The sequence below is a fragment of the Achromobacter aegrifaciens genome, assembly GCF_902859965.1.
In the GTDB taxonomy this organism is placed as follows: domain Bacteria; phylum Pseudomonadota; class Gammaproteobacteria; order Burkholderiales; family Burkholderiaceae_B; genus Achromobacter; species Achromobacter aegrifaciens.
This window is the reverse complement of the sequence record NZ_CADIKO010000002.1, coordinates 1,545,443-1,567,599: the sequence shown is the minus strand read 5'-3', so window position 1 is coordinate 1,567,599 and position 22,157 is coordinate 1,545,443. Positions and strand designations below refer to the sequence as shown.

The following is a 22,157-nucleotide window of genomic DNA, read 5'->3' as shown; positions in this document are numbered from 1 at the left end:
AAGCAGTTTGCCGGGGGCCGGGCCGCGCGGCGCTGCCAGGCGGACGGTTTGCTAGGTCCGGACTGGCTGGCGCAGCGCCTGCGCCAGCCAGTCGAACAGTTGCGGATCGGAGAAGCCGGCGCGCACGGGCACTTCCCACAGCCGCGGATCGTCCAGGGCGGCGCATTTGATCGCGTCCTTGGAGGTGATCAGGATGGCCTCGGCTGTCAGCGCCTGGAAGGGCGACTCGGCGTAATCGTGATGATCGGGCAGGGCGAGCGCGGTTTCCAGCTGGATGCCGGCGCCGCGCAGGGTGGTGAAAAAGCGTTCCGGATTGCCGATGCCGGCCGCCGCCGCGATGCGCGGCTGGCCGGCAAAGGCGGCCAGGGGGCGCGCGCCGCGGCCCGAGACCTGGCGCGTATCGCCCGGTTCCAGCCACATGCGGACTTGCCGCGGCCGGACGCTGCCCCCGGTTTGGGGCTGGCCGTCGGGGGTGCCGATGTTCGTCACGACCACGTCGACCTCCCGGAGCCGTTCGGCGGGCTCGCGCAGGGGGCCCGCCGGCAGCAGGCGGCCATTGCCCACGCCGCGCTCGTCCTGCACCACGATTTCGATGTCGCGCGCCAGCGCCAGATGCTGCAGGCCGTCGTCCGACACGATCACGTCCACCTTGGGGTGCGCCTGCAGCAGGGCCTGGGCCGCCAGGGCGCGCTTCGGGTGCACGGAAACCGGCGCCCCGGTGGCGCGGGCGATCAGCGCGGGTTCATCGCCAAAGCGGGCGGCTTCGAGTTGGCCCAGCCCGACGCGGGCGTGCGGCCCGACCTTGACGCCGTAGCCGCGGCTGACGACCCCGGGGGTGTAGCCGCGGGCCCGCAACGCCTCGACGGTGGCGATGACCATGGGGGTCTTGCCCGTGCCGCCGACGTAGACATTGCCGATCACCACGACGGGAACGGGGGCGCGGTACGAGCGGCGGGTGCCGTCCAGGTAGCGCTGGCGCTTGCGCGCCACTTCCCAGGCGGTCAGCCTGGACAGCGGCAGCAGCAGATTGGAGAGCCAGCCGCCGTGCTGCCATTGGCGCGCCAGCAGCGTCGAGGCGCGCTTGGCGGTCACCGGGTGGTCTGCGCGGCGAAGTTGACGCGGCCGATGCCAGCCAGCCGGGCGGCTTCCATGATGTTGATCACGGACTGGTGGGTGGCCTGGGCGTCGGCGTTGATGACGACCAGCGGTTCGGTCTTGCCGGCGGCGGCCTGGCGCAAGGCCTCGGCGATTTCGGGCGGCGTGGAGACGTCGATGAGCGTGCCGTTGAGCGCGTAGCGCCCGTCCTGGCTGACGGCGACTTCCAGCGCCGGAGGCGTGTCCTGTTCCATCGAGGCCTGGGGCAGCGTCACCTTCAGCTGGGTGAAGCGCGCGAAGGAGGTGGTTGCCGCCAGGAAGATCAGGATGACCAGCAGCACGTCGATGAGCGGAATCAGGTTGATATCCAGCTCATCGCGCTCGCCGCGGGGGCCGCGGAAATTCATGAACGGCCCTCGCGCATGGCGGATCCGGGGGAGACGGCGCGGACCAAGCGCGACGCGGTCTGTTCCATGGCGCTGAGGTAGCCGTCCACACGGCCGCGCAGATAGCGGTGCGCGATCATGGCGGGAATGGCGATGAGGATGCCGAAGCCGGTGTTGTACAGCGCCATCGAGATGCCGCGCGCCAGTTGCGCGGGATCGCCGCCGCCGGGGGTGTAGGAGCCGAAGATCTCGATCATGCCGACCACGGTGCCGAACAGGCCCATCAGGGGCGCGACCACGGCGATGGTGCCGATGGCGGAGATGTAGCGGCTGAGGTCGTGGGCGACGGCGCGGCCGGTATCCTCGACCACGTTGCGCAGTTCCTCGCGCGGCAGGTGGCGGTGACGCATTACCTCGGCCAGGATCCGGCCCAGCGGCGAGTTGCGCTCCAGGCGGTTGATCGCGTCGGGAGTGTCCTGGCGGTTGCGCAGCATTTCAGCCACTTGGTCGCTCAGGCCGCGCGGCATGACCAGGCCGCGGCGCAGGGAGAGGAAGCGCTCGAAGATCAGCGCCAGGCCCAGGACGGATGTCGCCAGCAGGGGCCATATCGGCCAGCCGGCCTCGCGCAGTATGGAAAGCAAAGCGTTCAACTCCCGGGGGACCGGTGCGCAAAGCGGCGCGAACCGGCATCTGATCAAGCCGAAACTGTAACGGTGCGGCGGGGGTGTGGCAAGTCGGTACGACCCCCAATCTATCCACAGATCTTGTGGATAATTCTGTGCAAAACTTCCCGGAAGTGCTTGTGGGCACAGGGCTTGCACTTGTTTGCTTCAATTTCGAGCAGCTTTGTTTTCAATAAAGTTATATAAAAATCAATGATTTAGTTCGAATTTGCTGGCTTTCGGGCCGGTTGGGGAAAATCTGCTGGGACGCGGTATGATTGCGGCCCGCTACGCGGCTCCTGTGGACAGGTACGCATCGGAAAGCCCCATGACAATTGAATCTACAGTCACAAACAACGTATTTGCGCGGGATATCCTGACGGTTGCCCAGCTGAATCAAGCTGTGGGGCAGTTGTTGGAGCGCAGCATCCCGGCGCTATGGGTGCGTGGAGAGATTTCCAACTTCACGGCGGCGGCTTCCGGGCATTGGTACTTCACGCTCAAGGACAGCCGGGCCTCCGTGCGGGCAGTCATGTTCAGAAGCCGCGCCAGTGCGGTGGGTTTCACGCCGCGGGCCGGTGATCAGGTCGAAATCCGGGCCCGCGTGTCCCTCTACGAGCCGCGCGGCGACTATCAGCTGCAGGCTGACGCCATGCGGAGGGCAGGACTAGGCAATCTGTACGAGGCGTTTCTGCGCCTGAAGGAGCAACTGGCTTCCGAAGGCCTGTTCGATCCCGCCGCCAAGCGCGAACCCGTGCGCCTGCCGCGGGCGATCGGCGTGGTGACGTCCCTGCATGCCGCGGCGTTGCGGGACGTGCTGTCGGCGCTGGCGCGCCGCGCACCCCAGGTGCCCGTGTTCATCTACCCCGCGCCGGTCCAGGGGGCGGACGCCGCCGGGCGGCTGGCCGCCCAGGTGCGCATGGCCAACCAGCGCGCCGAGGTCGATACGCTGCTGCTGGTGCGCGGCGGGGGCAGCATCGAGGATCTTTGGAGCTTCAACGACGAAGCCTTGGCCCGCGAGGTTGCGGCCAGCGCAATCCCCGTCATCAGCGGGGTGGGGCACGAGACGGATTTCACCATCGTCGATTTCGTGGCCGACGTGCGCGCGCCGACGCCGACCGCAGCCGCCGAACTGGCCTGCGTGCCGCGTTCGGAATTGCTGGGCCGGGTCATGCAGGCGGCAGAGGCCATGACGCGCGGTCAGCAGCGCCGCCTGGAACGCGCTGCCCAGCGGCTGGACCGCGCCGCCGCGCAACTGGTGTCTCCGGCCCAACGGCTCGAACATCAGCGGGAGCGCCTGAACAGCCTGCGTTTCCGCCTGGCCACCGCCTGGTCCGGTCCCCAGGAGCGCCGCGCCGCGCGCGTCAATCTGCTGACGCAGCGTCTGGCGCATCGCGTACCCGACACGGGCCGCGCGGCCGACCGGCTGGCCGGCGCGGCGCGGCAGCTCGGCCAGGCGCATGCGCGGCTGCTGGTGCAGCGGCGCAACCGGCTGGCCGCCGCCACGGCGCAATTGCGCGCGCTGGATCCGGGCAACACACTGGCCCGCGGCTACGCCATCGCGCGCGACGAACAGGGCCGCATCGTGCGGGACGGGACCGCGCTGACGGCGGGGCAGGCGCTGGACCTGAGCTTCGCGCAGGGCGGAGCCGAAGTCGCGGTCACGCGCAGCCGCGAGACGCGCGAGGCTTCCTGAAAGAGGGCGGTCGCGCGCGCTTGGGGCTGCTGTCATGAACACATGCTTCCAGTCATAAGCAGATGCGTCCCTTAACCCCGCGCGGGCGGGGGGTTAACGAGGTATCCTCAGTAGTTGCCGATACAATTGAACGGCTTGATCGTGCACTCAACAGAAGGAACCTCACATGGCACATACTCTTCCCCCCCTGCCTTACGAACTGGACGCGCTGGCTCCGCACATCTCCAAGGAAACGCTGGAGTTCCACTACGGCAAGCATCACCAGACCTACGTCACGAACCTGAACAACCTGATCCCGGGCACGGAATTCGAAACGCTGTCGCTGGAAGACATCGTCAAGAAGTCCTCGGGTGGCATTTTCAACAACGCCGCCCAGATCTGGAACCACACGTTCTACTGGAACAGCCTGGCTCCCAAGGCCGGCGGTGCGCCGACCGGCAAGCTGGCTGACGCCATCAACGCCAAGTGGGGCAGCTTCGACGCTTTCAAGGAAGCCTTCAACAAGTCGGCCGCCGGCAACTTCGGTTCGGGCTGGACCTGGCTGGTCAAGAAGGCCGACGGCTCGGTCGACATCGTCAACACCAGCAACGCCGCCACCCCGCTGACCACGGCCGACAAGCCGCTGCTCACCTGTGATGTGTGGGAACACGCCTACTACATCGACTACCGCAACGCCCGTCCCAAGTACCTGGAAAACTTCTGGGCGCTGGTGAACTGGGAATTCGCGGCCAAGAACTTCGCCTGATAGGCAAAGCCAGGCCCGCCGCGGCGTCAGCGTCGCGGCTCCTGCTGATCAACCCCTCGCGCAAGCGTGGGGTTTTCTTTTTTGTTCAGGAAAAATTCAGCCTGCGAAATCCCTGTCGATTGTCGAATTCATTGCGGGGAAATGAAGAACAAACCGGCTTTTCTTCCGGGTAATCCCTAGGTTTGCCAGCCACTATCGTTGGCCCCGGTCGGCGACTGAACCACGGGGTCCACGGCCGCGGCATGCCCGCCATAAACCGTGGTACTTACAGGGAAGGGAAGCATGTTGCGGTTATTTTCGGGTTTGCGCATCGGCGCGCGCCTGTCGGGCGCGTTTTTGCTGGTGGCGGTGATAGGCGGTGCGATTGGCGGCTTCGGGGTCTGGGGCTTGGCGCGCATCAATGAAATGAACGACCGGCTTTACGACACCGAGCTGCGCGGCATCTCGGACGTCAAGGAAGCCAACATCAATCTGATCTATGCGGGCCGCGCCCGCAACGGCTACCTGGCCGCGTCCACCGACCAGGAACGCCAGGCCTTGCGCAAGCAGTTCGACGACGCCGTCGCCAACATGGACGCGCTGCGTGAAAAGGCTGCGGCCAACTTCTATTCCGAAGAAGGCAAGCGCGCGCTGGCGCAGTTCACCGAGACCGAGCAGGTCTGGAAGCGCGAGTCCGCGGCCTTCTTCGCCGCCGCCCAGGCGCGGCCGCTGACCCAGGCCGATCCGCGCGTTGCCGAAATCGAGGCGCGCGTGATCGCTTCGTCGCAGAAGCTGGATGACCTCATGACGACCTTGGCGAAGACCAAGGAAAACGCCGCCGCCCAGACCGTGCAGAGCGGCACGGATCTGTATGAAACGTTGCGCGCCGTCATGGTCGCCCTGGCCGTGATCGGCGTGGCGGTCGGCATGTTGCTGGGCTGGCTGGTGACACGCGGCATCGTGCGTCCGCTGGAACAGGCCGTGACGGCGGCGCGCCAGGTTGCGGCCGGCGACCTGACGACCGACATCCAGGTCGCCACGCGCGACGAAACCGGCGACCTGATGGGCGCGCTCAAGACCATGAACGAAAGCCTGGCGCGCATCGTCAAGGACGTGCGCGACGGCTGTGAGAGCATCGCCTCGGCGTCCTCGCAGATCGCGCAGGGCAACGCAGACCTGTCGCAACGCACCGAGGAACAGGCCTCGTCGCTGGAGGAAACCGCGGCGTCGATGGAGCAGCTGACCAGCACCGTGCAGCAGAACGCCAACAACGCCAGCGAAGCCGACCGGCTGGTCAACCAGGCTTCCAGCGTGGCCGTGCGCGGCGGCGAAGTGGTGGAGGGCGTGGTCCAGACCATGAGCGCGATCTCCGACAGCTCGCGCCGCATTGCCGACATCACGGGCGTGATCGACGGCATCGCCTTCCAGACCAACATCCTGGCGCTCAACGCAGCCGTGGAAGCGGCGCGCGCCGGCGAGCAGGGCCGCGGCTTCGCCGTGGTGGCGGGCGAGGTGCGCACGCTGGCGCAGCGCTCCGCAGTGGCCGCGAAGGAGATCAAGGCCTTGATCGACGAGTCGGTCACGCGCGTCGAGGGCGGCACGCGCCAGGTCGACGAAGCCGGCCGCACCATGCGCGAAGTGGTGGACAGCGTGCGCCAGGTCGCCACGCTGGTGCGCGAAATCGCCAGCGCTTCGGAAGAGCAGTCCGCCGGCATCGGCCAGGTCAACCAGGCCGTGGCGCAGATGGACACCGTGACGCAGCAGAACGCCGCGCTGGTGGAAGAGGCGGCTGCGGCGGCGGCCAGCATGCAGGAACAGGCCACGCGCCTGGCGCAGGAAGTGCGCCGCTTCAAGGTCGAAGCCGGCAGCGGATCGGCCCGTGAAGCCCAGGTCCGTCTGGTGCAGGCGGTGCCTGCGGCGCCGCGCAAGCCGGCCGCGCCGGTGGCGCGTCCCGCGCTGGCGCAGGCCTCTGACGACGACTGGTCGACGTTCTGATCCTGCGCTGTGGGCTGGCGGTCAGGTGGGAGTGGTAAGGTTAGCCACTTTCAACCGCGCCGGCTTCTGCCCATGAACCTGCCCGACCCTCTACGCCGGCTGCTGGCCGGCCCGCGCCGATGGGCGCATCGCAAGGTGCGCCAGATCAACCGCCTGTCGCGCAAGAGCGTGCAGATGGGGCTGTTGCTGGGGGGCGCCGGCCTGGTGGCGCTGATGTCGCTGGGCTTTGCCTATCTGGCCGACAAGGCGCTGGAATGGAACCGCGAGTGGGTCGCCTACAACGGCTGGCTGGCCTTGCTGGTCCTGCCGCTGAGCCTGGCGGCCTTGCGCTGGCTGACTTTGCGCTTCGCGCCCAATGCGTCCGGCAGCGGCATTCCCCAGGTCATCGGCGCCTTGTCGCTGCCGCCGGGCGCCAGCCAGAACAGCCTGGTGGCGCTGGGGCAGACTCTCTGGAAAATTCCTCTTGCGTTCGGCGGCATGCTGGCCGGCGCCTCGATCGGCCGCGAAGGGCCGTCCGTGCAGGTGGGCGCGGCCTTGATGCTGGCCTGGGGCGACTTCTGGAAACGTCGCGGCGTGCAGCTGCGCGGCTTTCACGCCAACGAACTGATTGCCGCCGGCGCCGCGGGCGGCCTGGCGGCCGCCTTCAACGCGCCGTTGGCCGGCGTCATCTTCGCCATCGAGGAGCTTGGGCGCGGCACGGTGCTGCGCTGGCAGCGGCTGGTGTTGATCGGCGTGCTGGCCTCGGGCTTCCTGGTCGTGGCCGTGGTCGGCAACAATCCCTATTTCGGCGTGTTCGGCGGCGCGCCGCTGACGCATGGCATGGTGATGTGGGTGGCCATCTGCGCGGCGCTCAATGGCGCATTGGGCGGCATATTCGCCCGCCTGCTCGGCAAGGGGGCTGCTGGCAGCGCGCCACAGTCCTGGCGCGCCTGGATCCGCGCCCATCCAATCTGGACCGCCTTCATCATGGGCCTGATCCTGGCCATGATCGGGCTGGCTACCGCCGGCAGCGTCTACGGCACGGGATATGGCGTGGCCGCGGACCTGCTGTCGGGCAAGGACACTGCACCCGCGAGCTTCGGGCTGGCCAAGCTGGCCGCGACGGTCGCCTCCTATTGGGCGGGCATACCGGGCGGCATCTTCACGCCGGCCCTGACCACCGGTGCCGGCATCGGCCATCACATCTGGCAACTGGCGGGAGAGGGTGTCGACCATCGCGTGCTGGTGCTGATCTCGATGGCCGCGTTCCTGGCCGCCGCGACCCAGGCGCCGCTGACCGCCAGCGTGGTGGTGATGGAAATGACGGGCAGCCAGCCTATGCTGTTCTGGCTGCTGGTCGGCTCTCTGCTGGCTTCCGGCGTGTCGCGCCAATTCTGCCCGCAACCCTTCTACCACCTGGCTGCGGGGCGTTTCCGCCGGCAAGCCATCGTCGATGCCGGACGCGCCGCCAAGCCGCCGGCGTGAGTCCATAAGCCGCGCCCGCGCCCGCGCCCCGGCGCGGTGCACGGGGCGCGCACAGGCAGGGTGAACAGCCATTGGACACTGTCCGTGCAGCGGACATCCCGCAGGCGCACCAACTTGGCGCGAAAGCGCTGCGTTAAGATCGCCCGATCCGGATTTTTTCTCACTGACTTCGAGCCTCCCATGACCGTGCATGCTTTTATTTGTGATGCGATCCGCACCCCCTTCGGCCGCTACGGCGGCGCCCTGGCTTCCGTGCGCCCCGACGATCTCGCTGCCGTAGCCATCAAGGCGCTGGTGGCGCGCAATCCTGGCGTGCGCTGGGAAGAACTGGACGACGCCATCATGGGCTGCGCCAACCAGGCGGGCGAAGACAATCGCAACGTGGCCCGCATGGCCACGCTGCTGGCCGGCCTGCCGATCGAAGTGCCCGGCGCCACGGTCAACCGCCTGTGCGGTTCGGGCCTGGACGCCATCGGCGGCGCTGCCCGCGCCATCCGCGCTGGCGAAGCCGGCCTGATGCTGGCCGGCGGCGTGGAAAGCATGAGCCGCGCGCCCTTTGTCATGGGCAAGGCCGACAGCGCGTTCTCGCGCAATGCCGCGATTTACGACACTACCATCGGCTGGCGCTTCATCAACAAGCTGATGAAGGCGCAATACGGCGTGGACTCGATGCCCGAAACGGCCGAGAACGTCGCCGACGATTTCAAGATCAACCGCGAAGACCAGGATCTGTTCGCGCTGGCCAGCCAGCAGAAGACCGCGCGCGCGCAGAAGGAAGGTTTCTTCGACACCGAGATCGTGCCGGTGTCGATCGCCCAGAAAAAGGGCGACCCGATCATCGTCAGCAAGGACGAGCACCCGCGTGAAACCACGCTGGAAGCGCTGGCCAAGCTGAAGGGCGTGGTCCGCGAAGGCGGCACCGTCACCGCCGGCAACGCCTCGGGCGTCAACGACGGCGCGGCTGCGCTGCTGCTGGCCGACGAAAAGGGCGCCGCCCGCCATGGCCTGACCCCGCGCGCCCGCGTGGTCGGCATGGCCACGGCCGGCGTCGCGCCGCGCATCATGGGCATCGGCCCGGCGCCCGCCACGCTGAAGGTGCTGGCCCAGACCGGCCTTACGCTTGCGCAGATGGACGTCATCGAACTGAACGAGGCGTTTGCCGCCCAGGGCCTGGCCGTGCTGCGCCAGTTGGGCATCGCCGACAACGACCCGCGCGTGAACCCCAACGGCGGCGCGATCGCCCTGGGCCATCCGCTGGGCGCCAGCGGCGCACGCTTGGCCACCACCGCGATCAATCAGTTGCACCGCACCGGCGGCCGTTACGCGCTGTGCACCATGTGCATCGGCGTGGGCCAGGGCATCGCGCTGATCATCGAACGCGTGTAATCGGGCTGGCGCGCAGCGGCTTGCTGCGCGCAGGAACGAAAAGGGAGCCTGCAGGCTCCCTTTTCATATCCGCCGGCGGGCTCGCCTCAGGGCAGGCCGTCCAGCTTCTTGCCGGCCTTGATGCCGTGCTGTTCGAACCAGCCCTGGGCCATTTCCAGCGCGTAGCGCACCGGCTTCTTGGCGCAGTGCGGGTCTTCGGTCTGCGGCGCCATGTCTTCAATGTTGACGATCGTGCCATCGTCGGCGATAAAGGCAATCGAGAGCGGAAGGATGGTGTTGCGCATCCAGAAGCACTGCACGTCGGGCTGTTCGAAGACGAACAGCATGCCGTCGTTGGCGGGCAGCTCTTTGCGGAACATCAGGCCGTCGCGGCGGGTCGCTTCCGTGTTCGCGACTTCTGCGCGGATAATATGGATGCCGGCCGAAAGCTGGGTGGTGGGCAGCGGGGCTTGCGGTCCGGTTTGCTGTGCGCTGGCCGCCAGAGGCAGGGCCATGGCGATGGCTGCCAGGGCTTTGGGCAGGAAGTTTCTGAAGAACGCTGTCTTGAACAACGTGAGGCTGACAGGATTTAAAACGGCGTTCTTGGGCATGACCTGGCGCAATGAATGAAAAATAACAAGGCGGGGCTCGAAAGCCCCGCCTGAATAATGGCGCAACCTTACCGTTGCGCTTTAAGGGTAACTCAGGCAGCTGTGATATTAAGCGCCTGTTTGCCTTTGGGCCCCTGGATAATCTCGAAGGCCACTTTCTGGCCTTCCTTCAGGGTTTTAAAACCATTCATCTGGATGGACGAAAAATGGGCGAACAGATCTTCACCGCCGTCGTCGGGCGTAATGAAGCCGAACCCCTTTGCATCGTTGAACCATTTGACGGTGCCCGTCGATTTGGGATTGTCCCCTTGGACGGCGGTTGCGGTCGTATCAGACATGCGGACTGCCTCATTGAATCGTATGTTGACGAAGGGCATCGCGGCCTAGACCCCTGTCCCCCCTCCGGCTTCCTGGCAGATTTTCGGTGCTTTGAAAACCCCAGAATGCGTGGATAATGCGCCGCTTTTCTTTGCGGCGTCAAGTATGGAAACTACGCATTTCTACGTGTAATTTTCCGTAAGTTACACGCTAGCCGTCCCCCGTTTAAATAGAATAGCGGCCCTATGAGTTCTACCTTGGATACCCAGCATGATTTGGCCGTCGAGAAGGCTCCGGCGCGCGCCGCGCCGCCTCCGATGTACCAGGTCCTGCTGCTGAACGACGACTACACCCCGATGGAGTTCGTCGTGAAAGTACTGCAAAAGTTCTTCAATAAGAATCACGAAGAGGCTACGAGGATCATGTTGCAGGTGCATCACGAAGGGCGTGGTGTATGCGGGGTTTATCCCCGGGACCTCGCCGCCACGCGCATCGCGCAAGTGGCCCAATACGCACGGGCGCGCCAGCACCCCCTGCAATGCGTGATGGAACCCGTCTGAACCCCAGAATCAATGCGCCGCCTGTCATGGCGGCGTTGTGTTGTCCGGTTATTTTGTTTTGACAAGCAGTATCCGCGTACCCGAGAAGCGCGCGGAATGATCAGGTCGGCAGCTCCGCCGCTTAGGAGCGGTGCGTCTGCATTTGAGTAAGCGGGAGATTTACCGTGAGTGGAAAGATAAGCAAGGCCTGGCTGGCGACAGCCGGGGTCGTTGTATTGGCCGGCGCCATCGGCGTGGGCTGGTGGATGGGCAAGGAACGTCAGCCCGCCAATCCGGCGCCAGCCGTCGTGTCGCAGCCTGCTGCCCCGGCGGGTGGCGGAGATGCCAAGCCGGCATTGCCCGCCAGCGCGGTGGTCGGCGCGGCCGACCCGTTTGCCGCGCTTTCCTGCCAGCCGCGCCAGTACAACGATACGCTGGCGCTGGCCGTGACCTTCACGCAGCCGGTGGATGCCAAGTCCGACCTGGACAGCTTTCTGCAGGTGACGGACACGGGTTCGGCCTCCGACAAGGACAGCGAATCGGCCGCCAGCAACGGTGACCAGCCCGCCTCGGTCCGGCCGGGCGACTCGGCGCCCAAGGGCAAGATCCTGAAGGGCAACTGGGTGGTGGGCGACAACCCCCGCATGGTTTATTTCCCCTACGTGCAACCGCAGCGTTCCTACGCGATCTCCGTGCGTGCCGGGCTGCCCGGCGCGGGCGGCATCAAGCTGGCAGAAGCGTCGAATTGCGAGGTGAACACGCAGGCCATGCCGCCGTCGTTCTATTTCGCCAGCCGCGGCGTGGTGCTGCCGGCCGGCCAGAATGGCGGCCTGCCCGTGGCCACGGTGAACGTGTCCGAAGTGGACGTGCAGTTCCTGCGCGTATCGCCTGAGCGCGTGCCTGAACTGTTCGACACCGTGCTGGGCATCGGCCGCAGCACCGGCTCCGGCGAAGAAGAAGACAGCAGCGACGAAGATGACAACTGGCGCTATTCCGACAACCGCAGCCTGAAGGGCTCGGTCAGCAACTGGGACCTGGACCGCCTGAACTCGCTGACGACCAGCGTCTATCAAGGCCGCTTCGTCACCGACGACAAGCCCAACCGCCGCCATGTCACGTTCCTGCCGGTCGAAGGCATCAAGGAATTGCAGGAGCCCGGCATCTACATCGCGGTGATGAGCCAGCCCGGCCGTTTCCGCTACGAATACCAGGTGACGTATTTCTACGTCAGCGACATCGGCCTGCATGCGCGCCGCTACAGCGACCGCATCGAAGCCTATTCGGTATCCCTGAAGAGCGGCACCGCCATCTCGGGCGCCGTGTTCGAGCTGGTGGACGGCGCCGGCAAGTCGCTGGCCAAGGCCGCGGCCGATGGCCAGGGCCATGTCCGCTTTGACGGCAGCTTCGCCAATGCGCGCGTCATCCGCGCCTCGCGCGACAAGGAAATGACGGTGCTGGCCCTGGGCGAACCTGCCCTGGACCTGTCTGAATTCGACACGGGCGGCCATGTTTCCCGCCCCAACAACCTGTTCGTCTACGCTGGCCGCAATCTGTACCGCCCCGGCGAAACCTTCAACGTCTCGGTCCTGCCGCGCGATCTGGACGGCCGCATGCTGGCGCCGTCGCCCCTGACCGCGACCATCAAGCGCCCCGACGGCCGCACGGTGCTGAGCACCCTGTGGCAGCCCCAGAAGGATCTGCCCGGCTATATCGAGCGCAGCATCGACCTGCCGCTGGATGCGCAGACCGGCACGTGGCTGCTGGAACTGCGCGTGGATCCCGCGTCGCGCGCGCCGGACGCGTCCTGGAAGTTCCAGGTCGAGGAATTCCTGCCTGAACGCATGAAGATGGCGCTGACCTCCGACCAGGAGGTGCTGTCGCCGGAGGAAACGCTGACTGTCGACGTGCAGGGCGACTATCTCTACGGCGCGCCCGCCGCTGGCAACCGCCTGCTGTCCAGCTTCCAGGTCAAGCGCGACCGTTTTGCGCTGCCCCAGCAATGGCCTGGCTTCATCTTCGGCGACGTTGCCGACGATGCCCGCCGCCATTTCGAAGAGCTGCCCGAAACGGCCCTGGACGACAAGGGCCGCGGCCAGCTCGAGGTCGATCCGCGCACCGGCGGCACGCGTTCGCCGATGAAGGTGCGGGTGTCGGCCAGCCTGCTGGAATCCGGCGGCCGTCCGGTGGTGCGCTCGATCGAGCGCAGCGTCTGGCCCGCCGACCGCCTGATCGCCGTGCGTCCGCAATTCGACGGCGACGTAGCCCGCGAAGGCGCGCCTGCCGGGTTTGAAGTGCTGCGCGTGGATTCGCAGGGCAAGATTGCGCCGCTGGCGCAGGCGCAGATGCGCCTGTACCGCGAAGATCGCCAGTACTACTGGCGTTTCGACGACCAGCGCGGCTGGAACAGCGGCTACACCGAAACCGAGGAATTGCTGGATTCGCGCGAGATCGCGCTGAACGACCGCTCCCAGCTGACCGTGCCCGTGAAGTGGGGCCGCTACCGCCTGGAAATCGCCGATCCCGAAACCGGCCAGACCCTGCGCTACCGCTTCTACGCGGGCTGGAACGCGCAGGACTCCGACGCCATGGGCAATCGTCCCGACCGCGTGCAGATGAAGCTTGAAGGCGTGCCGGCCAAGCCGGGCGACACGGTCAAGCTGACCCTGACGCCGCCGCATGACGGCCAGGCGCTCATCACCGTGGAAGGCGACCGCATGCTGTGGTCTACCTGGGTGGCCGTGAAAGCGACGGGCACGCAGGTCGAGATTCCGGTCGACAAGAGCTGGAAGCGCCACGACCTGTACATCGCCGCCGCCGTGTTCCGTCCCGGCAGCGAAGGCGACCGCGTGACGCCGGCGCGCGCGCTGGGCCTGACCTTCCTGCCCATCGCCAGCGCTGACCGCAAGCTGGACGTGAAACTGACGGCGCCGCCCAAGGCGGTGCCAGAGACCAAGGCGACCGTGCGCGTCAAGGTGGACGGCGCCCAGGGCAAGCAGGCCACCGTGACCCTGTCGGCGGTCGATGTGGGCATCCTCAACATCAACCAGTACAAGACCCCCGATCCGCTGGACTACTTCTTCGGCAAGCACCGCTACGCGCCCGAATTGCTGGACATGTACGGCAAGCTGATCGAGAAAATGGACGGCACGAAGGGCAAGCTGAAGTGGGGCGGCGACGCCGCCATGCGCGGCGACAGCAAGAGCCTGCCCAAGAAGGTCAAGCTGGTGGACCTGTTCTCCGGTCCGGTCAAGCTGAACGAGCAGGGCGAGGCGGACATCCCGCTGGACCTGCCTGATTTCAACGGCACGCTGCGCCTGATGGCCGTGGCCTTCACGCCCGACAACTACGGCAGCACCGACACCGAAATGGTGGTGGCGGCGCCCATCGTGGCCGAGCTGAACACGCCGCGCTTCATCACCCCGGGCGACCAGGCCGCGATTGCGCTGGACGTGACCAACCTGAGCGGCGCCGAGCAGAAGGTGACGGTCAAGCTGGAAGCGCTGGACCCGCTGGCCATCGTCGACGGCGTCAAGACCGTGACTCTGAAGGACAAGCAGCGCACCACGCTGCGCTTCACCGCCACCACCACCGGTTCGTACGGCCTGGGCCTGATGCGCCTGACCGTCGACGGGCAGGGCGGCGGCAAGCCCTTGCGCATCGTGCGCGAATCGGTGCTGCAGGTGCAACCGGCCTACGCGGCCGAGCGCCAGGTGCGCCGCCTGCGCCTGAATCCGGGCGAAGCCAACGCGCCGCAGGCGTCGTGGGTGGCGTCCTACTACCCGGACTCGACCACGGTCAGCATGACGGTATCGAACCGTCCGCCGATCAACGTCAATCGCCTGGTCGAAGGGCTGCTCAACTATCCCTACGGCTGCACCGAGCAGACCATCAGCGCGACCCTGCCGTGGGTCATGCTGGATGAGGCCGCGGCCAAGCAGTTCGGCCTCAAGCCGCGCACCAAGGCCGAGCGCGACGCCAAGGTGGCCGGCGCGATCGGCCGCCTGGCGGGCATGCGCAACGCCGTCGGTTCGTACAACCTGTGGAGCAGCTCTTCCTCGCGCGATGTGTGGCTGACGGCCTACGCCGTCGGCTTCATGCAGGACGCCCGCGACAACGGCTTCGAAGTGCCCGAGGCATCGCTGGACCGTTCGCGCCAGTGGCTGCTGGAGCAGGTGCAGCAGAGTTCGGGCGCGTTCGGCACCTGGTCGGCCAACCTGAAGCGCGGCGTCGAATCCGGTCGCTACGACTCCAGCGACGCCAACATCCTGCGTGAGGACCATCGTCGCTTCGCCGGCCTGGCCACTGCCGCATTGGCGCTGGCGCGCGACAAGAAGGCGCCGCTGTCCACGGTGCGTCAGCTGTACGACAACTACCAGGAGCGCGCGCGCTCGCCGTTGCCGCTGATCCAGCTGGCGGCCGCGTTCAAGCTCATGGGCGACGAAGGGCGCATGAAGAGCGCGCTCGACCAGGCCGTGGCGCGCGAGTACGGTCTCAACAATCGTCGCAACTCCGGCTATTACGACGAATGGCTGGGCGACTACGGCAGCGGCGTGCGCGACTATGCGCTGGCCTTTGCGATCGCGGACAAGTACGAGCTGCGCCACGAGCGCCTGGACAACCTGCTGACGCAGCTGGCCAGCCGTCTGGGCAACCGTTCGTACCTGTCGACGCAGGAACAGATGTCGCTGTTGCTGGCGGCCCGCGCTATGGGCGGCGACAAGGCTACGCCCTGGTCCGCCACGTTGACCGTCAATGGTTCCACCAAGGCGCTCGCTGGCGGCACCAGCGACCAGACCGTGTCGCTGTCGGCGGCCGACCTGGCCGGCGTGCAGTTGCTGAACACCGGCAACCAGTCCCTGTTCGTCGAATACGACATCCAGGGCAGTCCGACCACCACGCCTGCGCCGCGCAATGACGTGATCCAGCTCAAGCGCGGCTGGTACCGTCCGGACGGCCGCCCGTGGGATGGCGGCAGCCTGCAGACCGGCGACATGCTGGTGGTGTGGGTGCAGGCCAGCGCCAACCAGAACATTCCGGATGGCTTGCTGGTGGACCGCGTGCCGGCGGGTTTTGAAGTCGAAAACCTGAACCTGTCGCAAAGCCCCGAGATGCAGGAATGGACGATCGGCGGACGCCGCGTGGCCGAAGCCATGTCCGATCCCAACATCAAGCACCGCGAGTTCCGCGACGACCGCTATGTGGCCGCGGTGTCGCTGGGTCGCGGCAAGGTGGACGTGTTCTATCTGGTGCGCGTGGTGACGCCGGGCCGCTATGCGGTGCCGTCGACGGTGGCCGAAGACATGTACCGGCCTGAAATCCGGGGCGTAGGCGAGCAATGGAGCACGGTAGAGATCCGCGACCGCGGCGCCAAGCGTCCTTGAACCCCGCCGCCACCCCGGTGGCGGGCGCCTCGCGCGCCCGCCGCTGGCGGCGGCGAGGAATCTTCGCGGCCAGCGCGTTGTTTGCGCTGGCCGCGTTGTTATTCACGCTCGACCGCCTCTATCCCTTGCCGCCCGTGGATTCGGGCGGCGCCGCCGTCGTCGTGGCCGCCGATGGTACGCCGCTGCGCAACTATCCCAGCCGCGACGGCATCTGGCGCTATCCGGTCAAGCCCGACCAGGTGTCCGAGCGCTATCTGGAAACGTTGCTGACCTACGAGGACCGCTGGTTCTACTGGCACCCGGGCGTCAACCCGGTGGCGATGGCGCGCGCCGGCTGGCAGTGGGCCACCAACCGCCGCATCGTGTCGGGCGGGTCCACCCTGACCATGCAGGTCGCGCGGCTGATCGATCCGGAACTGGCCGGCAAGCCCTCGCGCTCGATGTCGGCGAAGCTGCGGCAGGCCTGGCGCGCCATCCAGCTGGAAATGCACTACAGCAAGGACGAGATCCTGTCGCTGTATCTGACCCACGCACCCATGGGCGGCATCGTCGAGGGCGTGGAGATGGGCTCGCGCCTGTGGCTGGGCAAGCCCGCCCGCGATCTGAGCCCGGCCGAAGCGGCGATGCTGACCGCCTTGCCGCAGGCGCCATCGCGGCTGCGGCCGGATCGTCACCCCGAGGCCGCGCAGGCCGCGCGCGACAAGGTGCTGGACCGCATGGTCGAACTGGGCCGCTGGACCCCGGCCGAGGTGGCCGACGCCAAGATCGAGAACGTGGTTGCGCCGCCGCTGCGGGCGCGCTGGCTGGCGCCCCTGGCCGCGCAGCGGTTGCTGCAGGAGGCGGGCAGCCAGCGCAAGGCGGGCCGGCGTCCTGGCGAGCGGCCCGCGGTGGTCACGTCCACCCTGGACGCGGACATGCAGGCGGCGGTGGAGCGCATGCTGCAGGATCGGGTGGACGGCCTGCCGCCTAAAGTGTCGATGGCCGTGTTGGTGATGGACAACGATACGCTGGAGGTCAAGGCCTATGCCGGCTCCGCCGATTTCTCCGACGAAAGCCGGGCAGCCCACGTGGACATGGTGCGCGGCGTGCGTTCGCCGGGCTCCACGCTCAAGCCTTTTCTGTATGCGCAGGCGCTCGACGAAGGCCTGATCCATTCCGAAAGCCTGCTGATCGACGCGCCGATGTCGTTTGGCGGCTACGCGCCGGGCAACTTCCAGGCCGCGTTCGCCGGCCCGATCAGCGTCGCCCAGGCTCTGCAGCGTTCGCTCAACGTGCCGGCGGTGGATCTGCTGGACCGCGTCGGGCCCAGCAGTTTCGCCTCGGTCATGCTGGCCGGCGGGGTACGGTTACGTTTGCCCGCGGGCGCGGAACCGAATTTGAGCTTGATTTTGGGCGGGGGCGGCACCACATTGGAAGAACTGGTGGGCGCTTACCGGGCCTTGGCCCGCGGCGGCGTCTCAGGGCGGCCCCGGCTGCGGCCGGAGCAGCCGCGGGTCGAGTCCCGTATGATGAGCCCTGGGGCGGCCTGGATCGTCCGTGACATTCTGGAGAGCGGCGGCCATCCCGACCGGCCGTTCTACCAGTCGGGCAGTCCGGCGCGGCAGCTGGCCTGGAAAACCGGGACGAGTTTCGGATTCCGGGACGCCTGGGCCGTTGGAGTGACCGACAGGTGGACGATGGGCGTTTGGGTCGGCCGTCCGGACGGTACGCCCAACCCCGGATTTTTCGGGGCCAACGTGGCGGCGCCGCTACTGCAGGATATCGTGGCGGCCTTGCCCGAAGGCGCTCAGCAGGTCCGCGTCAGGCCCGAAACGGTGCAGGCCGCGGTGACATGCTGGCCCCTGGGTTACAAGCTCGGCAGCGTGCCGTCCGGCGAATGTCCGGAGCAGCGCGCGGCCTGGGTGCTGAATGAAACGGCGCCGCCGTCCTTTGCCGGCTACGCCGACGCCTCGCGCGGACCGTTGCGTCTGGGCGGCGTGGCCAGCGGCTCGGTGCTGCGGCCCGTGCCGGGCGGGCGCGAAGTGGCGCTGGATGTGGATGTGCAGGGAACTGAAGGCGAAGTATGGTGGATGCTGGACGGGCGCGTGGTTGGCCATGGCGCGTCGGGCCATCCGTTTAAATTAGTGTTGGCCATGGACGGCCGGTATACGCTTACCGTCATGGATGCGCAAGGCCGCCACGACAGAGTGGTTTTTGAAATCTCTGGCGTTACGCCATGATCGGCATAGAATATGAATCGTGTATTTGCCCGCTTCGATGCGTTACGGAGGAAGCGTGATTTCTCAAGAGCTTGAAGTCAGCCTGCATATGGCTTTCGTCGAGGCCCGTTCGGCCCGGCATGAATTTATTACCGTCGAGCATCTGCTGCTCGCGTTGCTCGACAACGCTTCGGCCGTTGAAGTGCTGCGCGCCTGCGCCGCGAACCTGGACGACCTGCGCCGCAATCTGCGCCAGTTCGTCTCGGAGAACACCCCGGTGATCCCGAGCGGCGCCGAGGTCGACACGCAGCCCACGCTGGGATTCCAGCGCGTGATCCAGCGCGCCATCATGCACGTATCCGCGGGAGGCACCGGCAAGAAGCCGGTTACCGGCGCCAATGTGCTCGTGGCCATTTTCGGCGAAAAGGATTCGCACGCTGTGTACTACCTGCAACAGCAGGGCGTGACGCGGCTGGACGTCGTCAATTTTCTGTCGCATGGCATTACCAAACAGCCCCAGGTGGAGTCCGCCGCCGTGCAGAAAGAGCAGCAGACCAATGGTGAAGAGCAGGGCGAATCGCGTCAGTCGCCGCTGGACCAGTACGCCACCGACCTGAACGCCGCCGCGCTGGCGGGTCGCATCGATCCCCTCATCGGGCGCGAGCACGAAGTCGAACGCGTGATCCAGGTGCTGTGCCGCCGCCGCAAGAACAACCCGCTGCTGGTCGGCGAGGCCGGCGTGGGCAAGACCGCGATCGCCGAAGGCCTGGCCTGGCGCATCACGCGCGGCGAAGTGCCCGAGATCCTGCAGGCCGCCCAGGTCTTTTCGCTGGACATGGGCGCCTTGCTGGCGGGCACCAAGTACCGGGGCGATTTCGAGCAGCGCCTGAAGGGCGTGCTCAAGCAGATCCGCGGCAACCCCGACGCCATCCTGTTCATCGACGAAATCCATACGCTGATCGGCGCCGGTTCGGCTTCGGGCGGCACGCTGGACGCGTCCAACCTCTTGAAGCCCGCCTTGTCTTCCGGGCAGCTCAAGTGCATCGGCGCGACCACCTACACCGAATACCGCGGCGTCTTTGAAAAAGACCACGCGCTGTCGCGCCGCTTCCAGAAGATCGACGTGGCCGAGCCCAGCGTCGAACAGACCGTGCAGATCCTGCGCGGCCTGAAGAGCCGCTTCGAAGAGCATCACAGCGTGCGCTACTCGTCCGCCGCCCTGTCGGCCGCGGCCGAACTGTCGGCGCGTTTCATCAATGACCGCCATCTGCCGGACAAGGCCATCGACGTGATCGACGAGGCCGGCGCCGCGCAGCGCCTGTTGCCGCGTTCGCGCCAAAAGAAGGTGATCGGCAAGGTGGACATCGAGAACATCGTGTCCAAGATCGCGCGCATCCCGCCGCAGTCCGTCTCCAACGACGACCGCAGCAAGCTCGCGACGCTGGACCGCGACCTGAAGACCGTGGTCTTCGGCCAGGACAACGCCATCGAAGCCCTGTCCGCCGCCATCAAGATGGCGCGCTCGGGCCTGGGCAAGCCGGAAAAGCCGATCGGCGCCTTCCTGTTCTCCGGCCCCACCGGCGTGGGCAAGACCGAGGTCGCGCGCCAGTTGGCGTTCACGCTGGGCGTGGAGCTGCTGCGTTTCGACATGTCCGAATACATGGAGCGGCATGCGGTGTCGCGCCTGATCGGCGCGCCTCCGGGCTACGTCGGTTTCGACCAGGGCGGCCTGCTGACCGAGGCCATCACCAAGCAGCCGCACTGCGTGCTGCTGCTCGATGAAATCGAAAAGGCGCACCCGGATGTGTTCAACATCCTGCTGCAGGTCATGGACCACGGCACGCTGACCGACAACAACGGCCGCAAGGCGGACTTCCGCAACGTCATCCTCATCATGACGACCAACGCGGGCGCTGAAACCTTGAACCGTCCGTCGATCGGCTTCGCGAATTCGCGCGTGGTGGGCGACGAAATGGCGGAAATCCGCCGCATGTTCACGCCCGAGTTCCGCAACCGCCTGGACGCGATCATCCCGTTCGCGCCGCTGGACCGCGAAATCATCCTGCGCGTGGTGGACAAGTTCCTCATGCAGCTGGAAGACCAACTGCACGAGCGTCGCGTGGAAGCCATCTTCACCACGGGGCTGCGCGAGCATCTCGCCAAGGAAGGGTTCGATCCGCTCATGGGCGCACGCCCCATGCAGCGTCTCATCCAGGACACCATCCGCCGCGCGCTGGCCGACGAGCTGCTGTTCGGCAAGCTGGTCGATGGCGGCACGGTTACGGTCGACCTGGACGAGGAGGGCAAAGTCAAGCTGGACTTCGACGACAACGGCAAGCCGCCCTCGTCGGATGCGCCTGACAAGCAGGAAGTCGAACTGGTCGATTAAGGCTCTCAATGACCGCGGACCGCCAGCCGCTGATCGAGTGCGAACACTGCGCGAGCATCTATCGCCGGCATCAGCTTGAACCTGGAGAGACCGCCAATTGCGCCCGCTGCGGCGCCACTCTGTGGCGTTACAGCGGGCTTACTTTGTCCAATTGGCTGGCGCTCGCCATTTCCGCCCTGATCGTGTTCGGGGTGGCCAATGCCTATCCCGTCGCTTCCATGTCCGTGCAGGGCATGGTGCAGCAGGCATCCTTGCTGGACGCTATTGCCATCACCTGGCGCCAGGACCATTGGGTCGTCGCCATCATGACCGGCATGGCCGGCTTTGCGCTGCCGATGCTGCAGCTGTCGGTGTTGCTGTGGGTGTTGGGGCCGCTGTCGCGCGGCCGGGAACCCCTGGGCTTTCGTACTGCGATGCGTTTGTTGGGCATTCTGCGGCCCTGGTGCATGGTTCCGGTGTTCCTCCTGGGCGTGCTGGTGGCGGTGGTGAAGCTGGCGGGCATGGCCGCCGTGACTCCGGGTATCGGGTTGGCGGCATTCGGCATCCTGACCATCCTGTTGACGATGCTGGGGCGGCTGTCGCCGCATGTGCTGTGGCGCTACGCCGAGAGCGTGGGCGTGGTGCCGGTGCATATCCCCCAGGCTGCGCCGGACACGGTTCTGACCGGATGCCATGTCTGTGGGCAGGTGCAGGCGTTGCCCCGCGCGGCCGATCCGGAAGAGCACCACCACTGTGTGCGTTGCGACGCCCTGGTGCATTTCCGCAAGCCCGATCATCTGGCGCGCACCTGGGCGCTGTTGCTGGCGGCCGTGGTGTTCTACATCCCCGCCAACGTGCTACCAGTGATGCAGGTCAGGTCGGTGCTGGGGGACAGCGCCCACACCATTCTGGGAGGCGTGGTCGAGCTCTGGGAAATGGGTTCCTGGGATATCGCGCTGATCGTCTTCATTGCCAGCGTGGCGGTGCCCTTGACCAAGCTGCTGGCGCTCATGCTGTTGCTGTTGACGGAACAATGGCGCAGCACCACCAACCTGCGTCCGCGCACGCGCCTGTATCAAATGGTCGAGTTCATCGGCCAATGGTCGATGCTGGATGTTTTTGTCGTTATATTGCTGGCGGCGTTGGCGGATTTCCAGGGCTTGATGGAAATCAGCGCCGGCGCGGGTGCGGCGGCGTTCGGGCTGACAGTGATCCTGACCATGTTGTCGGCCATGAGTTTCGACCTGCGCCGCAGTTGGGATCTGGAAGGACAAAGTGAAATAGAATCGCCGCCAGTGGGAGGCGGGCGCCAGCCGGCGTCTCTCGCCGGCAAGGAAATGGGCTAGGAAGCGCCG

General features: G+C 66.6%; 15 protein-coding genes. 10 read left to right on the top strand and 5 right to left on the bottom strand.

What is annotated here, in order from left to right:
* Nucleotides 1-51: 51 nt before the first annotated feature.
* The 3 genes from lpxK to HV793_RS18440 are packed head-to-tail and all read right to left on the bottom strand — an operon-like array spanning nucleotide 52 to nucleotide 2,122.
* Complete coding sequence (lpxK, locus tag HV793_RS18450; protein WP_175213713.1) at nucleotides 52-1,092, bottom strand: tetraacyldisaccharide 4'-kinase; 1,041 nt, start codon at nucleotides 1,090-1,092, stop codon at nucleotides 52-54.
* Nucleotides 1,089-1,502 (bottom strand): ExbD/TolR family protein, encoded by a 414-nt coding sequence (locus HV793_RS18445; RefSeq protein ID WP_054452373.1) that lies wholly within the window; start codon nucleotides 1,500-1,502, stop codon nucleotides 1,089-1,091. The genes lpxK and HV793_RS18445 overlap by 4 nt, the downstream gene beginning before the upstream one ends.
* On the bottom strand, nucleotides 1,499-2,122 hold the full coding sequence (locus HV793_RS18440) for a MotA/TolQ/ExbB proton channel family protein (protein WP_054452372.1): 624 nt from the start codon (nucleotides 2,120-2,122) through the stop codon (nucleotides 1,499-1,501). The genes HV793_RS18445 and HV793_RS18440 overlap by 4 nt, the downstream gene beginning before the upstream one ends.
* Nucleotides 2,123-2,471: 349 nt before the next feature.
* On the opposite strand from HV793_RS18440, the gene xseA reads away from it, so the two are divergent.
* From xseA to pcaF, 5 genes are all read left to right on the top strand, one after another.
* Nucleotides 2,472-3,839 (top strand): exodeoxyribonuclease VII large subunit, encoded by a 1,368-nt coding sequence (gene xseA / locus HV793_RS18435; protein WP_054452371.1) that lies wholly within the window; start codon nucleotides 2,472-2,474, stop codon nucleotides 3,837-3,839.
* Between the two features lie 166 nt (nucleotides 3,840-4,005).
* The gene (gene sodB, locus HV793_RS18430; protein ID WP_013394768.1) at nucleotides 4,006-4,584 is read left to right on the top strand and encodes a superoxide dismutase [Fe]; all 579 of its coding nucleotides are present in this window, start codon (nucleotides 4,006-4,008) and stop codon (nucleotides 4,582-4,584) included.
* A 282-nt stretch (nucleotides 4,585-4,866) separates the two neighbouring features.
* Nucleotides 4,867-6,558, top strand: coding sequence for a methyl-accepting chemotaxis protein (locus HV793_RS18425; RefSeq protein WP_175162969.1), 1,692 nt, complete (start codon nucleotides 4,867-4,869; stop codon nucleotides 6,556-6,558).
* Between the two features lie 72 nt (nucleotides 6,559-6,630).
* Nucleotides 6,631-8,022: a chloride channel protein gene (locus tag HV793_RS18420; RefSeq protein ID WP_054452367.1), complete on the top strand. Its 1,392-nt coding sequence runs from the start codon at nucleotides 6,631-6,633 to the stop codon at nucleotides 8,020-8,022.
* Nucleotides 8,023-8,202: 180 nt separating this feature from the next.
* Complete coding sequence (gene pcaF, locus HV793_RS18415) at nucleotides 8,203-9,408, top strand: 3-oxoadipyl-CoA thiolase (protein ID WP_054452365.1); 1,206 nt, start codon at nucleotides 8,203-8,205, stop codon at nucleotides 9,406-9,408.
* Between the two features lie 86 nt (nucleotides 9,409-9,494).
* Here the strand turns inward: pcaF and HV793_RS18410 are convergent, their stop codons facing one another.
* Both HV793_RS18410 and HV793_RS18405 read right to left on the bottom strand, forming a co-directional pair.
* Nucleotides 9,495-9,902, bottom strand: a complete 408-nt coding sequence (locus HV793_RS18410; protein WP_244958680.1) for a DUF192 domain-containing protein — start codon at nucleotides 9,900-9,902, stop codon at nucleotides 9,495-9,497.
* 188 nt (nucleotides 9,903-10,090) lie between these two features.
* Nucleotides 10,091-10,336, bottom strand: coding sequence for a cold-shock protein (locus HV793_RS18405; RefSeq protein WP_006220277.1), 246 nt, complete (start codon nucleotides 10,334-10,336; stop codon nucleotides 10,091-10,093).
* A 225-nt stretch (nucleotides 10,337-10,561) separates the two neighbouring features.
* Here HV793_RS18405 and clpS point away from each other — a divergent pair, with 225 nt between their 5' ends.
* The 5 genes from clpS to HV793_RS18380 all read left to right on the top strand — a co-directional run bounded on the left by clpS (nucleotide 10,562) and on the right by HV793_RS18380 (nucleotide 22,148).
* Nucleotides 10,562-10,876 carry an ATP-dependent Clp protease adapter ClpS gene (clpS, locus tag HV793_RS18400; protein ID WP_006383989.1) on the top strand — a complete coding sequence of 105 codons (315 nt, stop codon included), beginning with the start codon at nucleotides 10,562-10,564 and terminating at the stop codon, nucleotides 10,874-10,876.
* Nucleotides 10,877-11,040: 164 nt separating this feature from the next.
* Complete coding sequence (locus HV793_RS18395; protein WP_376784802.1) at nucleotides 11,041-16,236, top strand: alpha-2-macroglobulin family protein; 5,196 nt, start codon at nucleotides 11,041-11,043, stop codon at nucleotides 16,234-16,236.
* A complete protein-coding gene (gene pbpC / locus HV793_RS18390) occupies nucleotides 16,233-18,455 on the top strand; it encodes a penicillin-binding protein 1C (RefSeq protein ID WP_119449311.1) in 2,223 nt (740 codons plus the stop codon). The genes HV793_RS18395 and pbpC overlap by 4 nt, the downstream gene beginning before the upstream one ends.
* Before the next feature lie 55 nt (nucleotides 18,456-18,510).
* Entirely contained in the window at nucleotides 18,511-20,823 is a 2,313-nt protein-coding gene (clpA, locus tag HV793_RS18385) for an ATP-dependent Clp protease ATP-binding subunit ClpA (protein ID WP_054453626.1), read from the top strand.
* 8 nt (nucleotides 20,824-20,831) lie between these two features.
* On the top strand, nucleotides 20,832-22,148 hold the full coding sequence (locus tag HV793_RS18380; protein WP_054452361.1) for a paraquat-inducible protein A: 1,317 nt from the start codon (nucleotides 20,832-20,834) through the stop codon (nucleotides 22,146-22,148).
* Nucleotides 22,149-22,157: the final 9 nt, after the last annotated feature.